Annotated in this window: 15 protein-coding genes and 1 other RNA gene; 13 read left to right on the forward strand and 3 right to left on the reverse strand. The window is 57.3% G+C overall.

Annotated features, from left to right (window positions below):
• Genes NE637_RS07880 through NE637_RS07890 form a run of 3 tightly spaced genes read left to right on the forward strand, consistent with a single transcriptional unit; the run spans window position 1 to window position 2,703 of the window.
• Window positions 1–1,221 carry an ABC transporter permease subunit gene (locus NE637_RS07880; RefSeq protein WP_022658287.1) on the forward strand — a complete coding sequence of 407 codons (1,221 nt, stop codon included), beginning with the start codon at window positions 1–3 and terminating at the stop codon, window positions 1,219–1,221.
• Window positions 1,221–2,006: an ABC transporter ATP-binding protein gene (locus NE637_RS07885; RefSeq protein WP_022658286.1), complete on the forward strand. Its 786-nt coding sequence runs from the start codon at window positions 1,221–1,223 to the stop codon at window positions 2,004–2,006. Before NE637_RS07880 ends, NE637_RS07885 begins: the two co-directional genes overlap by 1 nt.
• Entirely contained in the window at window positions 1,999–2,703 is a 705-nt protein-coding gene (locus tag NE637_RS07890) for an ABC transporter ATP-binding protein (RefSeq protein WP_022658285.1), read from the forward strand. The genes NE637_RS07885 and NE637_RS07890 overlap by 8 nt, the downstream gene beginning before the upstream one ends.
• A 308-nt stretch (window positions 2,704–3,011) precedes the next feature.
• Here the strand turns inward: NE637_RS07890 and NE637_RS07895 are convergent, their stop codons facing one another.
• Both NE637_RS07895 and NE637_RS07900 read right to left on the reverse strand, forming a co-directional pair.
• Window positions 3,012–4,670: a ribonuclease J gene (locus tag NE637_RS07895; protein ID WP_209818966.1), complete on the reverse strand. Its 1,659-nt coding sequence runs from the start codon at window positions 4,668–4,670 to the stop codon at window positions 3,012–3,014.
• 42 nt (window positions 4,671–4,712) lie between these two features.
• Window positions 4,713–6,146, reverse strand: coding sequence for a TolC family protein (locus tag NE637_RS07900; protein ID WP_209818964.1), 1,434 nt, complete (start codon window positions 6,144–6,146; stop codon window positions 4,713–4,715).
• 553 nt (window positions 6,147–6,699) lie between these two features.
• Here NE637_RS07900 and tolQ point away from each other — a divergent pair.
• The 9 genes from tolQ (at window position 6,700) to ffs (ending at window position 14,440) form a co-directional block, all read left to right on the forward strand.
• Window positions 6,700–7,395, forward strand: coding sequence for a protein TolQ (tolQ, locus tag NE637_RS07905; RefSeq protein WP_192112869.1), 696 nt, complete (start codon window positions 6,700–6,702; stop codon window positions 7,393–7,395).
• Between the two features lies 1 nt (window position 7,396).
• A complete protein-coding gene (locus NE637_RS07910) occupies window positions 7,397–7,849 on the forward strand; it encodes an ExbD/TolR family protein (protein WP_022658281.1) in 453 nt (150 codons plus the stop codon).
• Window positions 7,850–7,858: 9 nt separating this feature from the next.
• Window positions 7,859–8,830, forward strand: coding sequence for a cell envelope integrity protein TolA (tolA, locus tag NE637_RS07915; RefSeq protein ID WP_192112868.1), 972 nt, complete (start codon window positions 7,859–7,861; stop codon window positions 8,828–8,830).
• A 49-nt stretch (window positions 8,831–8,879) separates the two neighbouring features.
• Entirely contained in the window at window positions 8,880–10,121 is a 1,242-nt protein-coding gene (locus NE637_RS07920) for a TonB family protein (protein ID WP_227118212.1), read from the forward strand.
• A gap of 32 nt (window positions 10,122–10,153) precedes the next feature.
• A complete protein-coding gene (locus NE637_RS07925) occupies window positions 10,154–11,467 on the forward strand; it encodes a beta-propeller domain-containing protein (protein WP_192112866.1) in 1,314 nt (437 codons plus the stop codon).
• A 231-nt stretch (window positions 11,468–11,698) separates the two neighbouring features.
• On the forward strand, window positions 11,699–12,166 hold the full coding sequence (gene pal / locus NE637_RS07930; protein ID WP_192112865.1) for a peptidoglycan-associated lipoprotein Pal: 468 nt from the start codon (window positions 11,699–11,701) through the stop codon (window positions 12,164–12,166).
• Window positions 12,167–12,510: 344 nt separating this feature from the next.
• Complete coding sequence (locus NE637_RS07935) at window positions 12,511–13,479, forward strand: D-2-hydroxyacid dehydrogenase (protein ID WP_192112864.1); 969 nt, start codon at window positions 12,511–12,513, stop codon at window positions 13,477–13,479.
• Window positions 13,480–13,488: 9 nt separating this feature from the next.
• Window positions 13,489–14,322, forward strand: coding sequence for an amidohydrolase family protein (locus NE637_RS07940; protein ID WP_192112863.1), 834 nt, complete (start codon window positions 13,489–13,491; stop codon window positions 14,320–14,322).
• Window positions 14,323–14,354: 32 nt separating this feature from the next.
• Window positions 14,355–14,440, forward strand: an RNA gene (ffs, locus tag NE637_RS07945) — signal recognition particle sRNA small type.
• Between the two features lie 144 nt (window positions 14,441–14,584).
• Here the strand turns inward: ffs and NE637_RS07950 are convergent.
• Complete coding sequence (locus NE637_RS07950) at window positions 14,585–15,373, reverse strand: FCD domain-containing protein (protein WP_225529982.1); 789 nt, start codon at window positions 15,371–15,373, stop codon at window positions 14,585–14,587.
• Between the two features lie 327 nt (window positions 15,374–15,700).
• Between NE637_RS07950 and NE637_RS07955 the strand changes: the two genes are divergently transcribed.
• A complete protein-coding gene (locus NE637_RS07955) occupies window positions 15,701–16,957 on the forward strand; it encodes an NAD(P)-dependent malic enzyme (RefSeq protein ID WP_192112862.1) in 1,257 nt (418 codons plus the stop codon).
• The last annotated feature ends 438 nt before the right edge of the window (window positions 16,958–17,395 follow it).

Below are 17,395 nucleotides of genomic sequence, written 5' to 3' on the forward strand. Positions count from 1 at the left end.
ATGCAGCGCATACTTAAAGCCGCCATCGCCGCCCTGTGGTTCATGTTGCTCACCCTGCCGGTGCTGGGTATCAAGCTGAACGTGGCGGCAAAAACCGTTGTTTGGCGTTTTGACCGCATATTGGCTCTTGGCGCAGGCATTTTTGTGCTTGCACTTATCTGGGACTGGTGCTTCAGCCGTAAAGCTGCTGGCGCCAAGATCATCACCCTGCCCAAGTGCTTCAATCTGGCAGAGATTATTGAATCATTCAGAAACAGCGCTGGCCTCCGCCTTGGCGGGCTTGCCGTGCTTGCCGTTGTGCTCATCGGCATGCCTCTGGTCAGCTCCTTCTACCAGACCAACATCATGATCTCCGCCCTGCTGTACGTCATGCTGGCGCTGGGCCTGAACATCGTTGTGGGTCTGGCGGGCCAGCTTGTGCTTGGCTACGTGGCTTTTTACGCCATTGGCGCGTATACATACGGCCTGCTGAACCAGTATTTCGGCCTCGGCTTCTGGACCTGCCTGCCCATCGGCGGTTTCCTCACCGTGCTTTTCGGCCTTGGCCTGGGCTTTCCCGTGCTGCGGCTGCGTGGCGACTACCTCGCCATTGTGACCCTGGGCTTTGGCGAAATTGTGCGCCTCACCCTGCAAAACTGGAACACCGTCACCGGCGGCCCACGCGGCGTCAGCGACATTCCGCGCCCCGGTTTTTTTGGTATGAGCATGGACATCACCGCGTCCACCACCTACATCTACTATCTGGTGCTGGCCGCAGTTGTGGTTACCATTGTGGTTATCACCCGGCTCAAGAATTCACGTGTGGGGCTGGCCCTGCAAGCCCTGCGGGAAGACGAAATAGCCTGCGAGGCCATGGGCGTGGACATCACGCGGGTAAAACTTTCGGCCTTTGCGCTCGGCTCCTGCTGGGCTGGCTTTGCCGGGGTAATCTTTGCCGCCAAGACCACCTATATTAATCCCTCCAGCTTTACCTTCATGGAATCAGCCATGATTCTTTCAATGGTGGTGCTGGGCGGCATGGGTTCCATTGCGGGCGTGGTCATTGCAGCGCTGATTCTCATTCTTGCCCCGGAATATCTGCGGGCTTTCTCTGACTACCGCATGCTGCTTTTCGGAGCGATCATGGTGATTATGATGCTCTTCCGGCCACAGGGCCTCATCAGCGGCGAACGACGCCGCTACCGCATCAGCAACCTGCACGGTGCTGAAGGAGGCCGCTGATGAAACCGGTACTGGAAGTAAAGGATCTTTCTCAGGATTTTGGCGGTCTCCGCGCGCTTAACGAGCTTTCGCTCACCGTGAACAGCGGCGAGATCGTTGCCCTTATCGGCCCCAATGGCGCAGGCAAGACCACGTTTTTCAACTGCGTGACCGGCATCTACACCCCCACAGAGGGGCAGATGTTTCTGCACGACGCCTCGGGCGACAAGCAGTTGCTCAACGGCAAAAAGCCCCACCTCATCACGGCGATGGGCATGGCCCGCACGTTCCAGAACATCCGCCTTTTCAGCGAAATGACCGTGCTTGAAAACGTGATGATTGGCCGCCACTGCCGCACCAAGGCGGGCATTTTTGGCGCGATCGTGCGCGATGGCCGCACCCGCCGTGAAGAGCAGGACTGCATCGACCGCAGCTATGAACTTCTGGAACTGGTGAAGCTTCAGGATTTCTGGAACGAAACGGCCAACAACCTGCCCTACGGCGCACAGCGGCGGCTTGAAATCGCCCGCGCAATGGCGACCGAGCCGCGCATGCTGCTGCTGGACGAACCCGCAGCGGGCATGAACCCCCAGGAAACCAACGAACTCAAGGAGCTGGTCTGCTCCATCCGCGACAACCAGCAGCTCTCCATCCTGCTTATCGAGCACGATATGGGCATGGTCATGTCGCTTTCCGACCGCATCTACGTCATGGAATACGGCTCCTGCATCGCCACAGGCACCCCCGCTGAAATCCGCACCAACCCCCGCGTCATCAAGGCCTATCTGGGAGAAAGCGATGCTTGAGCTGCGTAACGTAGACACCTATTACGGCAACATTCAGGCCCTGCGCGATATTTCGCTGAATATTGAAGAAGGCGAAATTGTCACCCTGATCGGGGCCAACGGCGCGGGCAAATCCACCACGCTTATGACTATCTGCGGCATCAACCGCCCCAGAAAAGGCGAGATACTCTGGTACGGCAAGCCCATTCACCAGTTGCCCCCGCACGAAATCGTGACTCTGGGCATTTCGCAGGTACCGGAAGGCCGCCTGATTTTCCCCGATCTGAGCGTCAGCGAAAATCTCGACCTCGGCGCATTTTTGCGTCGTGATCCGGCAGGCGTGAAGGACGATCTGGACTATGTGTTCAGCCTTTTTCCCATTTTGTCCGAGCGCCGCAAGCAGGCTGGCGGCACCCTTTCCGGCGGCGAGCAGCAGATGCTTGCCATCAGCCGGGCTCTCATGGGCCGTCCCAAGCTTCTGCTGCTGGACGAACCATCCCTTGGCCTCGCCCCCATCATCATTCAGCAGATTTTTTCCATCATCCAGAAGGTCAATTCCAACGGCACCACGGTCTTTCTGGTGGAGCAGAACGCCAACCAGGCCCTGCGCATCGCCAACCACGGCTATGTTATGGAAAATGGCCGCATAGTCATGCACGACACAGCCGCCAACCTGCTCACCAGCGAAGAAGTGCGCACAGCCTATCTGGGCATGTAGACCGCTGTCCCCATAGCGGCGCGAAACCAGTACCCTTGCTGCAATCGATAGTAACGCGGTGCGTTTGCCTGGCAAACGCACCGCGTTTTATGTGCGGAGCCAAACTGAAGCGTGCATGCTTCTGCCGCGTGTATTCCCGAGCCGCAGCACAGGACACGTGCCTACTCCGCCTGCCCATCTTTCCCTCAAAAGCAAAGCCGCCACCGACAGGCAGTCGGCAGCGGCTTTTGAGCGGTACTGAAGCTATTAGGGAAGAAGGATTACCCCTCAGCCCCGCAATAATCTGGATAGTTATCTGTAGCTTTGCCCTAGACTTCGCTGATGACGGGCACGACCACGGGGTCACGCTCCAGCACACGGCGGAAGAAACGCCGCAGCGAAGAACGAATGCCTTCCTGCAAGCGTCCAAGCTGACCGGGGCGGGCCGCTTCAATCTCATCCAGCACCAGGCACTTGGCGTCTTCCAGCAAGTGGCTGTAGTGCTGCTCGAACACAAAACCTTTGGAGATCATTTCCGGCCCGTGCAGTATGCTGCCGGTTTCTGAATCAACCACCAGCACCACAATGACCATGCCTTCATCACCCAGAATGCGGCGCTCCTTGAGCACGGCGTAGCCCACATCGCCCACGCCCTTGCCGTCCACGAGCGTACACTCGACCGGAACGCGCTGTTCCAGGCGGAAAGAGTCTTTGAGCAGGGTAAGGGGCAGCCCGTCTTCCAGCAGGATGACGTTGTCCTGCTCCACGCCGCATTCAACAGCAAGGCGGCCATGCTTGACCAGATGCTGGTATTCGCCGTGCACAGGCACAAACAGCGTGGGGCGCACAGCCTCAAGCATATCGCGCAGTTCTTCGCGCTGGCCGTGCCCCGAGGCATGGATGGCGTGAACACTTTCATAAAGCACTTCTGCGCCGATGCGGTACATTTCGTTGATCAGCCGGGAGATGGCCTTGGCATTGCCGGGGATCATACGCGAACTCATGACCACGGTATCGCCCTTGCGGATCTCCAGCTGTCTGTGGCCGCCAAGCACCATGCGCGACAAGGCGGAGAGCGGTTCGCCCTGCGCGCCTGTCACCACCAGCACGATCTGGTCGTCCGGCAGGTCGGGTACGCCGTTGTGCGCGTTGAAAAACGAAGGCGGCAGCTTGGCAATGCCAAGATCTCGCGCCATTTCGATATTGTTCGCCAGCGACTTGCCGCTGATGACCACCGTGCGCCCATGCTCGCGGGCAAGGTCAAAAACTTCCTGAATACGCTGAATATGGCTGGAAAACAGCGTGATGACGATGCGCCCTTCGGCCTTGGCGAATATCTTGTCCAGCGAATCCTTGACCTCGCGCTCCGTAAGGGAACGCCCCTCGCGCACGATGTTGGTGGAATCCGAAAGCAACAACCGTGCGCCGTCCGGCCCGGCAAAATTGCGGAAAAGATTCAGGTCGGTGCCTGTGGCGTCGAGAGGGTGCGGGTCAATCTTGAAATCGCCGCTGTGCACCACACGGCCCACGGGCGTTTCTACGCCCAGACCAAAGCCTTCGGGAATGGAGTGACAGACGGGGAAAAAATGAAAGGTCAGGTCGCCCAGAGGCAACACGGTGTTGATATCGACAGGGCACAGCTCCACCCAATCCAGAATCTCCCGCTCCCTGAGCTTGTGTTCCACAAGCGCCAGGGTAAAGCGCGAGCCATAGATGCGGGTACCCTTGATTTCAGGCACAATCCAGGGCAGTGCGCCAATGTGATCCTCATGCCCGTGCGTCAGCACAATGCCGAGCAGCTTGTCCTTGATGCCGCTGACAGCGCCAAAGTGCGGGATAACAACGTCCACGCCAAGGTGGGCGTCGTCAGGAAACATGAGGCCGCAATCAACCATCACCACGCCGCCGGAGGTTTCCCACAGCTGACAGTTGAGGCCGATCTCTCCCAGCCCCCCGAGGGGGGTAATGTTCAAATAAGGTTCATTCATTCGTAATCGCTTTTGGCGGCGCGGCTAAGGTCGTGCCGTCGCTCAACGCCGCATAAGATCAGGGTGAAATTCGCCCATGGCCACATATAATTGCGCCAGAGCGGTCAGATAATCGGCTTTTGCTCCTGTTAACGTCGCCTGAGCGGTGGTGAGCTTGGACGAAGCGTCCAGCACGTCAAAGTTGGTGCCCACCTGCTCCTGATAACGGGCCAATGCCACATTGTATGCCTCAGTAGACTGCTCCACGCCCTTTTCCGCCACGGTTATCCGTTTGGCGGCTTCCTGCACGGCAAGCAGTTTCGACTTGATGTCGTAGCCAACGCTGAGTTTCAGGTCTTCTTCGGCATAGCGCATCTTTGTGACCAGCCAGCCTGCCTCTTTGTCGGCATAGTACGTGGTTCCCCACTGAAAAACGTCCCAGGTGGCCCGGGCGCCCACTTCCCATACGGAGCTGCGTGAACCCCGGTCGCCCTTTTCCTGCAGATCAAGCGAATTGCCGCTCTGCGAAACATTGTAATAGGCTTCCACCTGCGGATAATAGCCGCTCTGCACGGCCTGCTGCGATTTGCCCGCGATTTCCACCGAGCGCGCCGCCATGTAAAGATCGGGCCGCTGGCGGTAGGCCGCTTCAAGGCACTGCTCCAGCGACCGGGTAAAGGGCACATGGGCAAGCTTGCCGGTAAACTTGATCTTGGCCGTGGCGGGCAGCCCCAGCAAGGTATTCAGCTTGGCAAGGCTGGTGTCGCGGCTGTTTTCGACCTGAATCAAGGTATTCTCGGCCTGGCGCACGTCCACTTCTGCCTGGAGCACATCCAGCCGGGGGCGAAGACCTACGCCAAAAAAGGCCGTGGTGATGCGCAGCTGATCCTGTAACCGGGCCAGAGCGTCACGCTGGCTGCGCACGCTTTCTTCATAGCGCAGATAGTTCAGAAACTGGGTCTGAACATTTTCTGTCATGGAGAGTTCGGCATTGCGCACTGAGGCTTTATCGCTGTCGGCCTGAAGGGCTGCCTTCTGATAATTGGCCAGAAGCTGAAACCCCTGAAACACTGGCTGAGAAATTTCCACGGCCCAGGTATAGGTGCCGTTTTCCGCCGGTCTGCTACTGCTGGGCAAGGCGGGCGATGTTTTTCTCTCCTGCTTGGAGGCGGAATACGTCGTGCCAAGCTTGGGGCCAAAAGCCCCGCGCGCAGATTTGCGCGCTTCTTCAGAAGACTGCCCCTGCGCCTCTTGCGAACCCAGGCTCGGATTATGACGCAAAGCGCGATCCACAGCCTCGGGCATGGAAACTGCCCCGGTAGGCAAAGCATTGTCCTTGCCTGAAGGCAAGGTTCTTCCGCTAAAAACCGGCACGGCGGCGCTGCCAGAAGGGCGCGCGGCAACAGAAGAATCGGCAAGCGCTGCATTGCCGCCCACAGGCCCGGCAAGCACACCAACAACAAGAAACACGAGGCCCAGTTCAGGAATGCGTTTCATATATTTACAGACGGAATGGCTCCGCTACCTTTTAAAAATTACTTCGACCCGGATTACATACACCGCAGAAGACGGCATTGGCAACACTTCATGGAAAAAGATAATTTTACGCAAAATGGCAAAACAGACATTCTTTAAAAGGTATTATTATACAGTGCGCGCTGAACAACAACCATTTTCACATGTACTGTTTATTGAATAAAGAACCATAAAGCGTAACTCTTGTGCCCTAATATACATAAAATATGGCCAATTTCAACAACAAACAGACTTACGTGTAAAATTGAATTTTTCATAAATTGCAGCATCTGTTTCAAACCCCGCCCAACAGGCTTGCAGTGAAACCCGAAATTCCATGCCCGTAAGGAGCCGCAAGAGGATTCTAAAAAATTTCTTGAAAGTTTACCCCAGTCGTAGCATGCTGCGCAGCAGAGTCCTTGCGGGATTCCGCAGCTCCGCCGTGACGGTTGGCGCATCTTTGCGTCTGCCGTGCTGGCATTTTTTGCGGCGCACTGAAACAGACCACAGTTGTTGCGCAGATATGGAGAACCTCATGGAATTCAGTTTTTTTTCGATGATCGCCCAGGCAAGCCTGGTGGCCAAGGCGGTGCTGGCGTTTCTGGTCATGATGTCCATTGGGAGCTGGGGGCTGATGATCCAGAAATTCATCGGCCTGAGCGCAGCTAACAAAAAGGCTCTCAGCGGCACGGAAAGGTTCGAGAAGGCGGCCAATCTGCGCGAAGCCGTGCAGTCTTTGGGTTCCGACCCAACTTCCCCGCTGTACTACATCGCCCATCAGGGCGTTCTTGAATTCAACCGTTCCAAAGAACTTGGCAACAGCAGTGAAGTGGTGGTCGACAACGTTCGCCGCGCGCTGCGTCAGGGTGTGGGCACGGAACTGGCCCGGCTGCAAAGCTCGCTGTCTATTCTGGCCACCTGCGCCAACACGGCCCCCTTTATCGGCCTGTTTGGCACGGTCTGGGGCATCATGAGCTCCTTCCACTCCATCGGCATGCTCAAGTCGGCCTCCCTGGCTACCGTTGCCCCCGGTATTTCGGAAGCTCTGGTTGCTACGGCCATCGGCCTGGCAGTGGCTGTTCCGGCCACCATCGGCTTCAATATCTTCATGGGCAAGCTTTCGCAGGTTGATACGCTGCTGGTGAACTTTGCCGGCGTGTTCCTCAACCGCGTCCAGCGCGAAATCAACGCCCACCGCCCCGTGCAGCGCACGGGCGCAACGGAGATGTAGCATGGGCGCTAGTGTTGGCGGCGGCAACAAGTTTGTTTCGGACATCAACGTCACGCCCTTTGTGGACGTCATGTTGGTGCTGCTGATCATCTTCATGGTGGCGACCCCCATGATGAGTCAGGGGCTGGACGTGGATCTGCCGCAGACCAAGCAGGTGGAAGTGCTTTCTACCGAGGCCGACCACATGGTGTTGACCGTGCGCAATGACGGCAAGATGTACCTTGACGAGTACCCCGTGGACACCATGGAAGACCTTGAGGGGTACTTGCAGCGTCTGGTCAAGGAAAAGAACAAGACGCTCTTTCTGCAGGCCGACAAGGCAGTGCCTTACGGCACCGTTGTGGAAGTCATGGGTCACATCAAGGCCGTGGGCATCGAAAAGCTCGGCGTTATAGCCGAACAGCCCGATGATGCCTCGCCCAAGGGCGGCAAGCCCGCACGCGCCCGAAAATAGGATTGCTCTATGCGCCTGGCCTCATACGTTCTTTCATTCTGCCTGCACGCGGCCATATTTTTGCTGATATGGTTCTGGCCCAGCAGCCCGCCCATCAAGCTGGACACGCCTCCGGTCATGATCAGCCTGGTTGAGGGCGCCACAGGCGGCAACCGTACCCCCTCGCCCATACTCGGGCATATGGGGCAGCCCGGCGATGGCCCCCTTGCGCCTACGCCGCCCGCCCCCAAGGCGGAAGTGGCCGCGCCCGAGCGCGTTGAGGTTAAAGAGCCCAAACCTGTTCCGCCCCAGCCCAAGCAGGATGCAGCGGCGGTGAAAAAGCCCGAGCCCAAGCCCGAGCCAAAGCCGCAGCCCAAGCCGGAACCCAAGGAAGAAGCGAAACCTATCGCGCAGAAAAAAGAAGACAAGCCCAAGCCCAAGGAAGAACCGCAGAAAGAAGCTCCCAAGGATCAGAAAAAGCCGGAGCCTCCCAAGGCGGACGCCAAGAAGGACGCCAAGGAATCCAAGGACGCCAAGTCCAATGTTGACCCTGTGGCAGCGGCCTTGCAACAGGCGCGCAAAGCCACCTCGCGGGCTGATTCCGGCGACAGGGGCAATGCCGTGGAGCAGGCTCTCGCCCAGGCCCAGCGCCGCGCAGGCGGCAACAGGGGCGGCGGTGGCGGCGAAGGCACCGGCCCTGGCGGCGGTGGCCTTGGAGATGTGTACATGGGGCAGGTCATGCTTGCTGTACGGCCCAACTGGGGCTTTACCTCGGCCAGCCGCCTGAACCTGCGCTGCATCATCAACGTCAAGGTAGACGCCCAGGGCAAGCTGTTGCAGAATCCCGTAGTAACGCACAGTTCGGGCAATGCGCAGTTTGACGCTTCCGCAGCGAGCGCCATTGTGCGCACTGCCAACAGCGGCCAGTTCCCGCCCCCGCCTTCTGCGGATTACGGTGACCTTGACCTGGTGTTTACGCTTGATGAACTCATGGGCCGCTAAGGCGGCCACCTAAACGCGCAATTGGTAACGCGCGCATTCAGGAGGATATATGCCTTCCCAACCGCGCACGCACCTCAGCAGTCTTTGCATATGCTCAAGCCTCATCGCCGTGACGTTCTTTTACGTCACGGCGGTCGGGGCTTTTGCCGCTTCTGCCGCCAGTGCTGATCAAAGCACCTATGCCGGAAACATGCTGGACAAGATTATTGAAATATGGGCTCCGCCCCCGGCGCTTAAGAGCGATTTCAAGGTGCGCCTCAAGGTCACGGTTAACGGGCGTGGGCAGGTTGAAGACTGCAAGCCCGTCAAATCCTCGGGATTGGAAGCTTTTGACAGTTCGGTATGCGGCGCAGTGCGGCAAATTGGTTCTTTTGGAACACCGCCTTACGGCGCACCCATGGACGTGCACCTGACATTCTGGAACGGCACCCCCAAGGGCAAACCCAAGGCGGAACCCCTGAGTTCGGAAGAAGCGCTGCGGGCCGAGGTCAAGGCCAGAAACAAGGCTGAAGCCGCGCTTGGCGACACAAGAGCCGAAGCCGCAGAAGCCCGCGCACGTGAAAGGGCCGAAGCTATTGCCAAGGCCAGCGGCAAGGACGCGCCGGAAGTAAGGCCCGCGCCAGTGGCCCCGGCGCCAGCCCCCAAGGCGGGCGCTGAAAGCAAAAAGAAAGGCGCAAAGGGCCCGGCCATGACTCAGGCCGACAATGCACCGGCAACGCAGCTTATTGGCAGGAGCAGCCCCACCGCTGCAGAACCGGCCGCCCCTGCGGCAAAAGAAAAGCCGGCCCGACAGGCGGACAATCTGCCCACCTATGGCGACCCGGACATGGAGGCGGCATCAGCGGCAGCGTCGGCGCAGGCTCAGGTGCAGGCTAAAGCACAGCCTCCGGCAAAAACTGATTCGGCAGCCACGTCCTCTGGTCGCGCGGCGGTAGCAGCCTCGGGAACTCCAGCGCCTGCCGTGACTGCATCTGGCGCGACTGCACCAGGCCCAACTACATCTGGCGCATCTGGCGTTGATCGTGTAAAATATCGGCGTGATGCGGCGCGGCAGATACGCGACGCCATCCTGATCCCTGCCGATACAGAGCCGGGTGAATACCAGACACGCCTGAGGCTTACGATTTCCCCTCAGGGAGAAATCACTGATTTCAAGGTAATATCGCCCACGGGCGACAAGCTTCTTGACAAATATGTGCAGCGAGGCATACGCCGAGCAGGCAGCTTGCCCCCTCCGCCCGCCGAACTTGGGGGAACGCTGGACATCACCCTTACACTGGTGCGCCGCTGAGGCGTGCTGCTTGAACAAGGAATACTGACGCCATGAAAAAACAGCTTCTTCTCCTGACCCTGGGGTTCTGGCTGGCTCTCGGAAGCGGGGCGCAGGCCGCCATGCGCGTGGACATTTACGGTCCGGGGCAAAACATTGTTAACCTTGCCCTGGCGGCCCCCATCAAGGGCCCCTCTGTTGAAGCGAACAGCATGGGCACCGACCTGCAAAAAATCGTGCAGGAAAACCTGAGTTTTTTGCCCTTTATGCGCCTTACCGATCCCAGAGCAGTGCTTGGCGGCGTTGTTCTGCCCGGGTATGAGCCGCCGTCCCTCGATTTCAAGCGCTTCCAGCTTGCCGGGTCGGACATTGTGGTAACGACCTACTGGCCCGAGGGCGACAGCGGCACCCGCCCCGTGCAGATCCGCGCTTTTGAAACCAACACTGGCGGGCGGCTTTTCGGCAAGGAGTACCCCAAGGTTACTTCCAAAGACCTGCCCGAAGTGGCCGACCGATTCTGCGCCGACCTGCTTGAAGCCCTTACGGGCAATGGCGCCTTCTTCCGCTCCACGCTTGCCTTTGTAAAAAAGACGGGCAAGATGAGCGCCAACGTGTGGCTGGTCAAGCCCACCGGGCGCGACCTGCGGCAGATCACCAACATGCCCGGCGAGTCCATGTCGCCCGCATGGTCGCCTGATGGCCGCTTTGTGGTCTTTACCCACATTGACGAAAAATCCCATGCCCTCGGCGTGTGGGATCGCTCCAGCGGCAAAGTGCAGCGCATCCGCTTTCCCGGCAACGTGGTTATCGGCCCTGCCTTTATGCCAGACAACAAGGTTGCCGTGGCGCTTTCCAACGGCAAGTACCCTGTTATCTTCCAGCTGAACCACGTTTTCCAGAAAGAACGCGTGCTTGAGCAGAACGACTCCATCAATGTTTCGCCCACATTTGACAGCACGGGCACCAAGATGGCATTTACCTCTTCGCGCCTGGGCGGCCCGCAGATTTTCCTCAAGGATCTGAGCAGCGGATCGGTCACACGCGTGAGCAAAAACGGCACGTACAACACCGAGGCTAATCTGTCGCCTGACGGAACTCTGGTGGTATACAGCCGCATGACCGACTATGGTCACCGTATTTTTGTGCAAGATATGCTTACCGGCATGGAACGTCAGGTCACTTTCGGCCCCGGCAGCGATGAACAGCCCGCTTTCTGCGCCGACAGTTACTTTATTGCGTTCTCGTCCACGCGCAGCGGTCACGGTATCTACCTGACCACCCGTCACGGCGGTGATGCGAAGCAGGTGCCCACCGGTGGTGGTTCCGTCTACTTCCCGCGCTGGGGCATGCCCGGTCAGCAAAAATAGCTAGAAATTAACAGATAGGCCTCTTACCCGCATTTTTACTCGATTTTACGGCCCTCACGGGACGAAATGGGTAAAAAATATTTTACGAAAGTGCGTCGAAACCCCCTTCCACGCCTTGACAAAAATTGCGGGCCAGATACCATCTGTTATGCGAGGACGAAACGGCCTCGCGTGTGCAGAAAGGAAAGGTATCAATTTTTTTGGAGAATGAGCTGTTCAGGAGGACACACAATGAAACGCTATGCTCTTATTCTCGCTCTGGTTATGGCCCTTGCCGCCGGCTTCGGTTGCGCAAAGAAAACCACCAGCGAACCCGGCTATGACGATGGCCTGACCCCCGAAATGCGTGCGGCCATCCAGCAGATCACTGACGCCCGCGTCTACTTCGCTTTCGACAAATTCGACATCAAGCCCGAATACAAAGAAATGCTGAAGACCAAGGCCGATCTGCTGAAGAAGTACTCCTCTATCCGCGTGCGCATCGAAGGCAACTGCGACGAACGCGGCACCCAGGAATACAACCTCGCCCTCGGCGAACGCCGCGCCCGCGCTTCCTACGAATACCTGGTTACGCTTGGCGTGAATCCCAGCCAGCTGGAAATGATCAGCTACGGCAAGGAAAACCCCGCCGTGCAGGGTAACAACGAAGCTTCGTGGTCCAAGAACCGCCGCGACGACTTCCGCGTGATCGCCCACTAGTCTTTTTTAAGACCAGTACTGAAAGAGCCGTCCCTCGGGGCGGCTCTTTTTTTGCTCTGCGTACGACCTGCAAATTTTTCTTGGACATAACCTTGCGCGCCACATCTGCACCAGCACCTGGTGGGGGTACTGCCTGTGTATCCTTTTCCCCCTTGTTTCACACTGTGCAGGGATATCGCGCAAACCATTGCCCTTTGATGAACACGCCAGTGCAAATTTACCGTCGCAACGAACTGTTACCGCAGCAAGAAATGCACCCAAATGTTACGGATATATGACTTTGCGCCGGGAACTTGCGGGCAGCGGCATCACAGGATACAGTGCAGGCAACAGAGGTTACCTGCATGAAAATAGCCATTCTTGACGGTGCGGTGCTCAATCCCGGCGATGTGGATTGGGGTCCGATCGCATCCCTTGGCGATGTGTCCATTTATGAAACCACGCCCACCGAAGCGGTTGCAGAGCGCACCAAGGGGGCAGACGTGGTGCTTGTCAACAAAACTCCGTTGACTGGCGCAAATCTTGAGCAACTGGACAGCAATGTCCGCATGGTTGGCGTTCTCGCCACCGGCTATAATATTGTAGACGTTGATGCGCTGGCCGCCCGCAATGTTCCTGTGTGCAACGTTGTTGCTTACGGCGTGAGCGATGTGGCACAGCATGCAATGGCGCTCTTGCTTGAGCTGTGCCGCCATACAAGCCTGCATTCCGAGAGCGTCAAAAACGGCGACTGGCTCAAGTCAAAAAGCTGGTGCTACTGGAAGATCCCGCCTCTGTGCCTCGAAGGTCTGACCATGGGCCTCATTGGCTTTGGCTCCATAGGCCGCCGCATGGGTGAACTGGCCCACGCTTTTGGCATGAGCGTACTCGCCTACTGCCGCACCCCCAAGGATCCGCCGTCCTACGGCCCCTTTGCCTTTGCCACGCTTGAGCACCTGCTTTGCGCATCAGACGTGGTTTCCCTGCACTGCCCTTTGACCAAGGAAACACGCAATATCATCAATGCCAAAACGTTATCGTCCATGCGCAAGGGGGCTATTCTGCTGAATACCTCGCGTGGGCCGCTGGTGGATGAAGCCGCTGCTGCCGAAGCCCTGAAATCCGGGCATCTGCGGGGCCTTGGCACTGACGTGCTTGCGCAGGAACCTCCGCAGGACGACAACCCCCTATTTTCAGCGCCCAATACGCTGATTACGCCGCACATTGCCTGGGCTACCACACGTGCGCGGCAAAACATCATTGACCTCATGGCGGAGAACATCCGGCGCTGGCATGCAGGAACCCCCGTCAATGTGGTGAATGGGGTAAAATAAGCGTCAATCATGTACATCGACATACACACCCACGCCTTTCATCCCAAGATAGCGCACAAGGCAGTGGATCACCTGAATGATTTTTATAGCGTCAACTGCGCGGGCGATGGCACCATCGCCCACCTGCTGGAGCGCGAACGTAAGGCCGAAATGGAAAAGTGCGTGGTTTTGTGCGCTGCCACAGCACCGGCCCAGGTTATTCCTGCAAACAACTATGCCATCACCTTGCAAAAAGAGCACGAGGACAGGGTCATCGCCTTTGGTACGGTGCATCCGGGCTATGAAGACTGGGAGTCCGAGCTTAAGCGCATCAAGGCCGCCGGCATTCGGGGCATCAAGCTGCACCCGGATTTTCAGAGCTTCTGGCTGGACGACCCTCGCCTTCTGCCCATTTTTGAAGCGGCGCAAAAAGACTTTGTGTTTGAAATTCACATTGGCGACAAAACAACGCCCGCCCAAAACCCCTCCTGCCCCTACAAACTGGCGGCCATTTTGCGCCAGTTCCCCGGCATGCGGGTGATTGCGGCGCATTTTGGCGGCTACCGCATGTGGGCGCATGCGCTTGATGCACTTGCTGGCAACAGGTTTGAAAACCTTTGGTTTGACACCTCAAGCACAACGCCCTTTGCTACCCCGCTGCTTGCCAAAAAACTTCTTGGGGCATTTCCGCGAGAACGTATTCTCTTTGGCACAGATTGGCCGCTGTACGACCCAGTGGAAGAGCGCCAACGCCTGCAACGCCTTGCCAGCCTCACGGATGCGGAGATGGAAACCATCATGAGCAACGCCACGTCCCTGCTGGGCGACAGTGCTACGCAGGCGAAAAGCCAGCACAGCCATTGACAGCCGACCCTCTTTGCGGGTAAGTGTCTTGCCAAGCCGGACGGCGGCAGCACTGCCAACCCCGTCAGGTCCGAAAGGAAGCAGCGGCAACAGACGTTGCCGGGTGTCCGGCCCACAAAAAACCGCAACGGTAGCCCGTTGCGGTTTTTTGCGTCCTTGCGAACTCACGCCAGCCACCGGCCCCGCAAAATGGAATTGCCGCCGCACCCAGAGAGCACAGCGGCAGTTCCGGTTCTGCTGCAATATACGGGCAGAAGCCGTACTAGTTCTGATCTTTCGCTGGCTCGTCCTCATCAACCATCACATCCACCTGATAAATACCGCGCATTTCGTCCAGGTGGGTGCGCATGGCCTTTTCCGCCAGGTCAGGATCACGCTTTTTAAGCGCTTCGTACACGCCTACGTGAGCGCGGTATGACCGTTCGCTCTGCTTGCGTACCTGCAAGGAGGCGTATAGAGGCGTGATCAGCCATCCGGCAAAGCCTTCGGCCAACAGACCGAGAAAGTTGTTGCCCATGCACTCCACAAGATAGCGGTGAAAATCAATATCCGCTTCGGCAAAAGCGCGTATTTCCGATGCATCCAGCAATCTGCGCTGGTTTTGCAGCAGCTCATCCAGGTGGGTCAACTGTTCATCAGTTATTTCAAGGGCCATGCGGCGCACCACGGCGGTTTCAAAAAAGAGCCGCAGATCGTGCAGTTGACGCCAGCCGTCAGGCGAACTGGAGTAAATCTCCAGTGTAGCCCTCATTTCGCGCAGCAGGGGCTTGAGCGTCAGGCGGCACACGCGGGCGCGCATGCCGGGTGATACCTCAATGAGGCCCATGCGCGCCAGACCGGAAAGCGCCTCGCGCACAGCAGGTCGGCCCACGCCGAACTCGTCCATCAATTCGCGCTCTGAGGGCAGCTTTTGCCCAACCTGATAAACGCCACTCTGAATGTCATCCAGCAGGCAGCTCAGCACCTCGGTGTGCACTCTGGGCCGCTGGATACTGCGCTTTCTTCCGGCCTGTGCCTCGGCATCCATATTTTTCGAATTTTCGGTATTCATGGCGAAATTCGTTTCTCCTTGAGGTCTGCGGTACATCGCATCTTTTTGAAAAAACAAGAAGTTGTATGCATCAAAAAAGCAGTAATCCCATAAACCTTTACAAAATTTTCATAAGATATTTCCTTACCCCATGAATTTCTGTATACTTATACAAGAAGGCCGACACAAAATGCTGCGGCTGGCCGGTTACTTCCGGCGATTGCCCGCAATGCCACATTGTTGCTGGCCCAAAAACTTTTTTGCGAGCATGTTCAACTGAGGCTGCCCCGCGCCGACAGGCGCACTTTTTACACTGTCACGGCAGACAAACAGATGAAGGAGCAAGTGATGTCACGTATCAAGAACCTGCGGGAAGAAGCCCTGGCCATGCACAAGGAATATCAGGGGAAAATAGAGGTTCGGGTCAAAGCCCCTGTGCGCGATAACGACGACCTCACCCTGGCCTACTCGCCCGGCGTTGCCGAGCCTTGCATGGAAATTCATAAAGATTCCGCAATGCTTGATGTTTATACAAACCACTCCAACTTTGTCTGCGTTGTTTCCAACGGCACTGCCGTGCTGGGCCTTGGAAGCATCGGCGCTGCCGCAGCCATGCCCGTTATGGAAGGCAAATCCCTGCTGTTCAAAACCTTTGGCGATGTGGACGCCTTCCCCATCTGCGTAGACACCAAGGACACCGGCAAGATCGTGGAGCTGGTTGAACTGATGGCCCCGACCTTTGGCGGCGTGAACCTTGAAGACATCAAGGCCCCTGAATGCTTTGTTATTGAAGACACCCTGAAAAAGAACGGCATCTTCAAAGGCCCCATTTTCCATGACGACCAGCACGGCACCGCTGTTGTTACTCTAGCCGGTCTTATCAACGCTCTGAAAATTGTTGGCAAAAAACTTGATGAAGTGACCGTTGTCACCAGCGGCGCTGGCGCTGCGGGTATTGCCATCATCAAGCTGCTCATGGCCGTGGGACTCAAAAACGTCATCATGTGCGATTCCAAGGGCGCTATCTGGCAGGGCCGCCCCGAAGGCATGAATCCCTACAAGGATGAAATCGCCAAGCACACCAATCCCAACAAGATCAAGGGCGGCCTGGCCGAGGCCATTAAGGGCGCTGATGTCTTTATTGGCGTTTCCGCGCCCAATTCCCTGAACGAAGACATGATCCGCAGCATGGCCAAGGATCCCATTGTTTTTGCCCAGGCAAACCCCATCCCCGAAATATGGCCCCTGCAGCGCGCCTTTGACGGCGGCGCAAAAGTGGTGGCAACGGGCCGCTCCGACTGCCCCAACCAGATCAACAACGTGCTGGCCTTCCCCGGCATCTTCCGGGGCGCCATTGACGTGCGCGCCACCGACATCAACGATGCCATGAAGATCGCCGCCGCCAAGGCCCTTGCCGAACTCGTCAAACCTGAAGAGCTCAGCCCCGGCATGATCATTCCTTCGACCCTGAACCCGGACGTGGCTCCTCTGGTAGCAGCCGCCACAGCCAAGGCCGCCATGGAAAGCGGCATTGCCCGCGTCCACATGAATCCTGCCGATGTGGCAGAAAACCTCAGAAAGCGTCTCGCCAAGCGCCGGGGGTAAAACTTCTGGTCGCTGGCTTTTTGGTCATCACTATTCGGGGGTCGCGCATGCAGCGCGGCCCTTTTTTCTGCCAGATGTAACGGGATCAAAATCCAGCGTCACGCAAATATTAACCACGGTCAGATTTCAACCTTAGCCAACAAAACACTCAGAAATAATACCGCCTGTTTGATCACTCGTTCTGTCGATAATACAGCATTTTAAGAAGTGATACCACGCAATATGCCTGTGGGCAATTACCTGCTGTGAGCCTTTGCATGTCAAAACCGTTCAGTCTATTGACTGGTTGCTCAACCTATAAAAAAATATCATTTCTGTAAAGACCCCTGACGCAAATTTGCAACTGGTCTGGCATATTCGCCCTGTTTTGCCCAACATACCATCGCGGTATTTAAATAGTTTTTTTACTCAGCAAGACATGAAAAAAAATAAAAAAGG

The sequence above is a fragment of the Desulfovibrio desulfuricans genome, assembly GCF_024460775.1.
GTDB lineage: Bacteria > Desulfobacterota > Desulfovibrionia > Desulfovibrionales > Desulfovibrionaceae > Desulfovibrio > Desulfovibrio desulfuricans_E.

What these genes read in the sequence shown, in the direction of transcription:
- NE637_RS07920 (WP_227118212.1), top strand. Translation starts at nt 8,880, where the DNA reads ATGCCTTCCCAACCGCGCACGCACCTCAGCAGTCTTTGCATATGCTCA.
- NE637_RS07910 (WP_022658281.1), top strand. Translation starts at nt 7,397, where the DNA reads ATGGGCGCTAGTGTTGGCGGCGGCAACAAGTTTGTTTCGGACATCAAC.
- pal (WP_192112865.1), top strand. Translation starts at nt 11,699, where the DNA reads ATGAAACGCTATGCTCTTATTCTCGCTCTGGTTATGGCCCTTGCCGCC.
- NE637_RS07895 (WP_209818966.1), bottom strand. Translation starts at nt 4,670, where the DNA reads ATGAATGAACCTTATTTGAACATTACCCCCCTCGGGGGGCTGGGAGAG.
- NE637_RS07885 (WP_022658286.1), top strand. Translation starts at nt 1,221, where the DNA reads ATGAAACCGGTACTGGAAGTAAAGGATCTTTCTCAGGATTTTGGCGGT.
- NE637_RS07900 (WP_209818964.1), bottom strand. Translation starts at nt 6,146, where the DNA reads ATGAAACGCATTCCTGAACTGGGCCTCGTGTTTCTTGTTGTTGGTGTG.
- tolA (WP_192112868.1), top strand. Translation starts at nt 7,859, where the DNA reads ATGCGCCTGGCCTCATACGTTCTTTCATTCTGCCTGCACGCGGCCATA.
- NE637_RS07950 (WP_225529982.1), bottom strand. Translation starts at nt 15,373, where the DNA reads ATGAATACCGAAAATTCGAAAAATATGGATGCCGAGGCACAGGCCGGA.
- NE637_RS07925 (WP_192112866.1), top strand. Translation starts at nt 10,154, where the DNA reads ATGAAAAAACAGCTTCTTCTCCTGACCCTGGGGTTCTGGCTGGCTCTC.
- NE637_RS07955 (WP_192112862.1), top strand. Translation starts at nt 15,701, where the DNA reads ATGTCACGTATCAAGAACCTGCGGGAAGAAGCCCTGGCCATGCACAAG.
- NE637_RS07935 (WP_192112864.1), top strand. Translation starts at nt 12,511, where the DNA reads ATGAAAATAGCCATTCTTGACGGTGCGGTGCTCAATCCCGGCGATGTG.
- NE637_RS07890 (WP_022658285.1), top strand. Translation starts at nt 1,999, where the DNA reads ATGCTTGAGCTGCGTAACGTAGACACCTATTACGGCAACATTCAGGCC.
- NE637_RS07880 (WP_022658287.1), top strand. Translation starts at nt 1, where the DNA reads ATGCAGCGCATACTTAAAGCCGCCATCGCCGCCCTGTGGTTCATGTTG.
- tolQ (WP_192112869.1), top strand. Translation starts at nt 6,700, where the DNA reads ATGGAATTCAGTTTTTTTTCGATGATCGCCCAGGCAAGCCTGGTGGCC.
- NE637_RS07940 (WP_192112863.1), top strand. Translation starts at nt 13,489, where the DNA reads ATGTACATCGACATACACACCCACGCCTTTCATCCCAAGATAGCGCAC.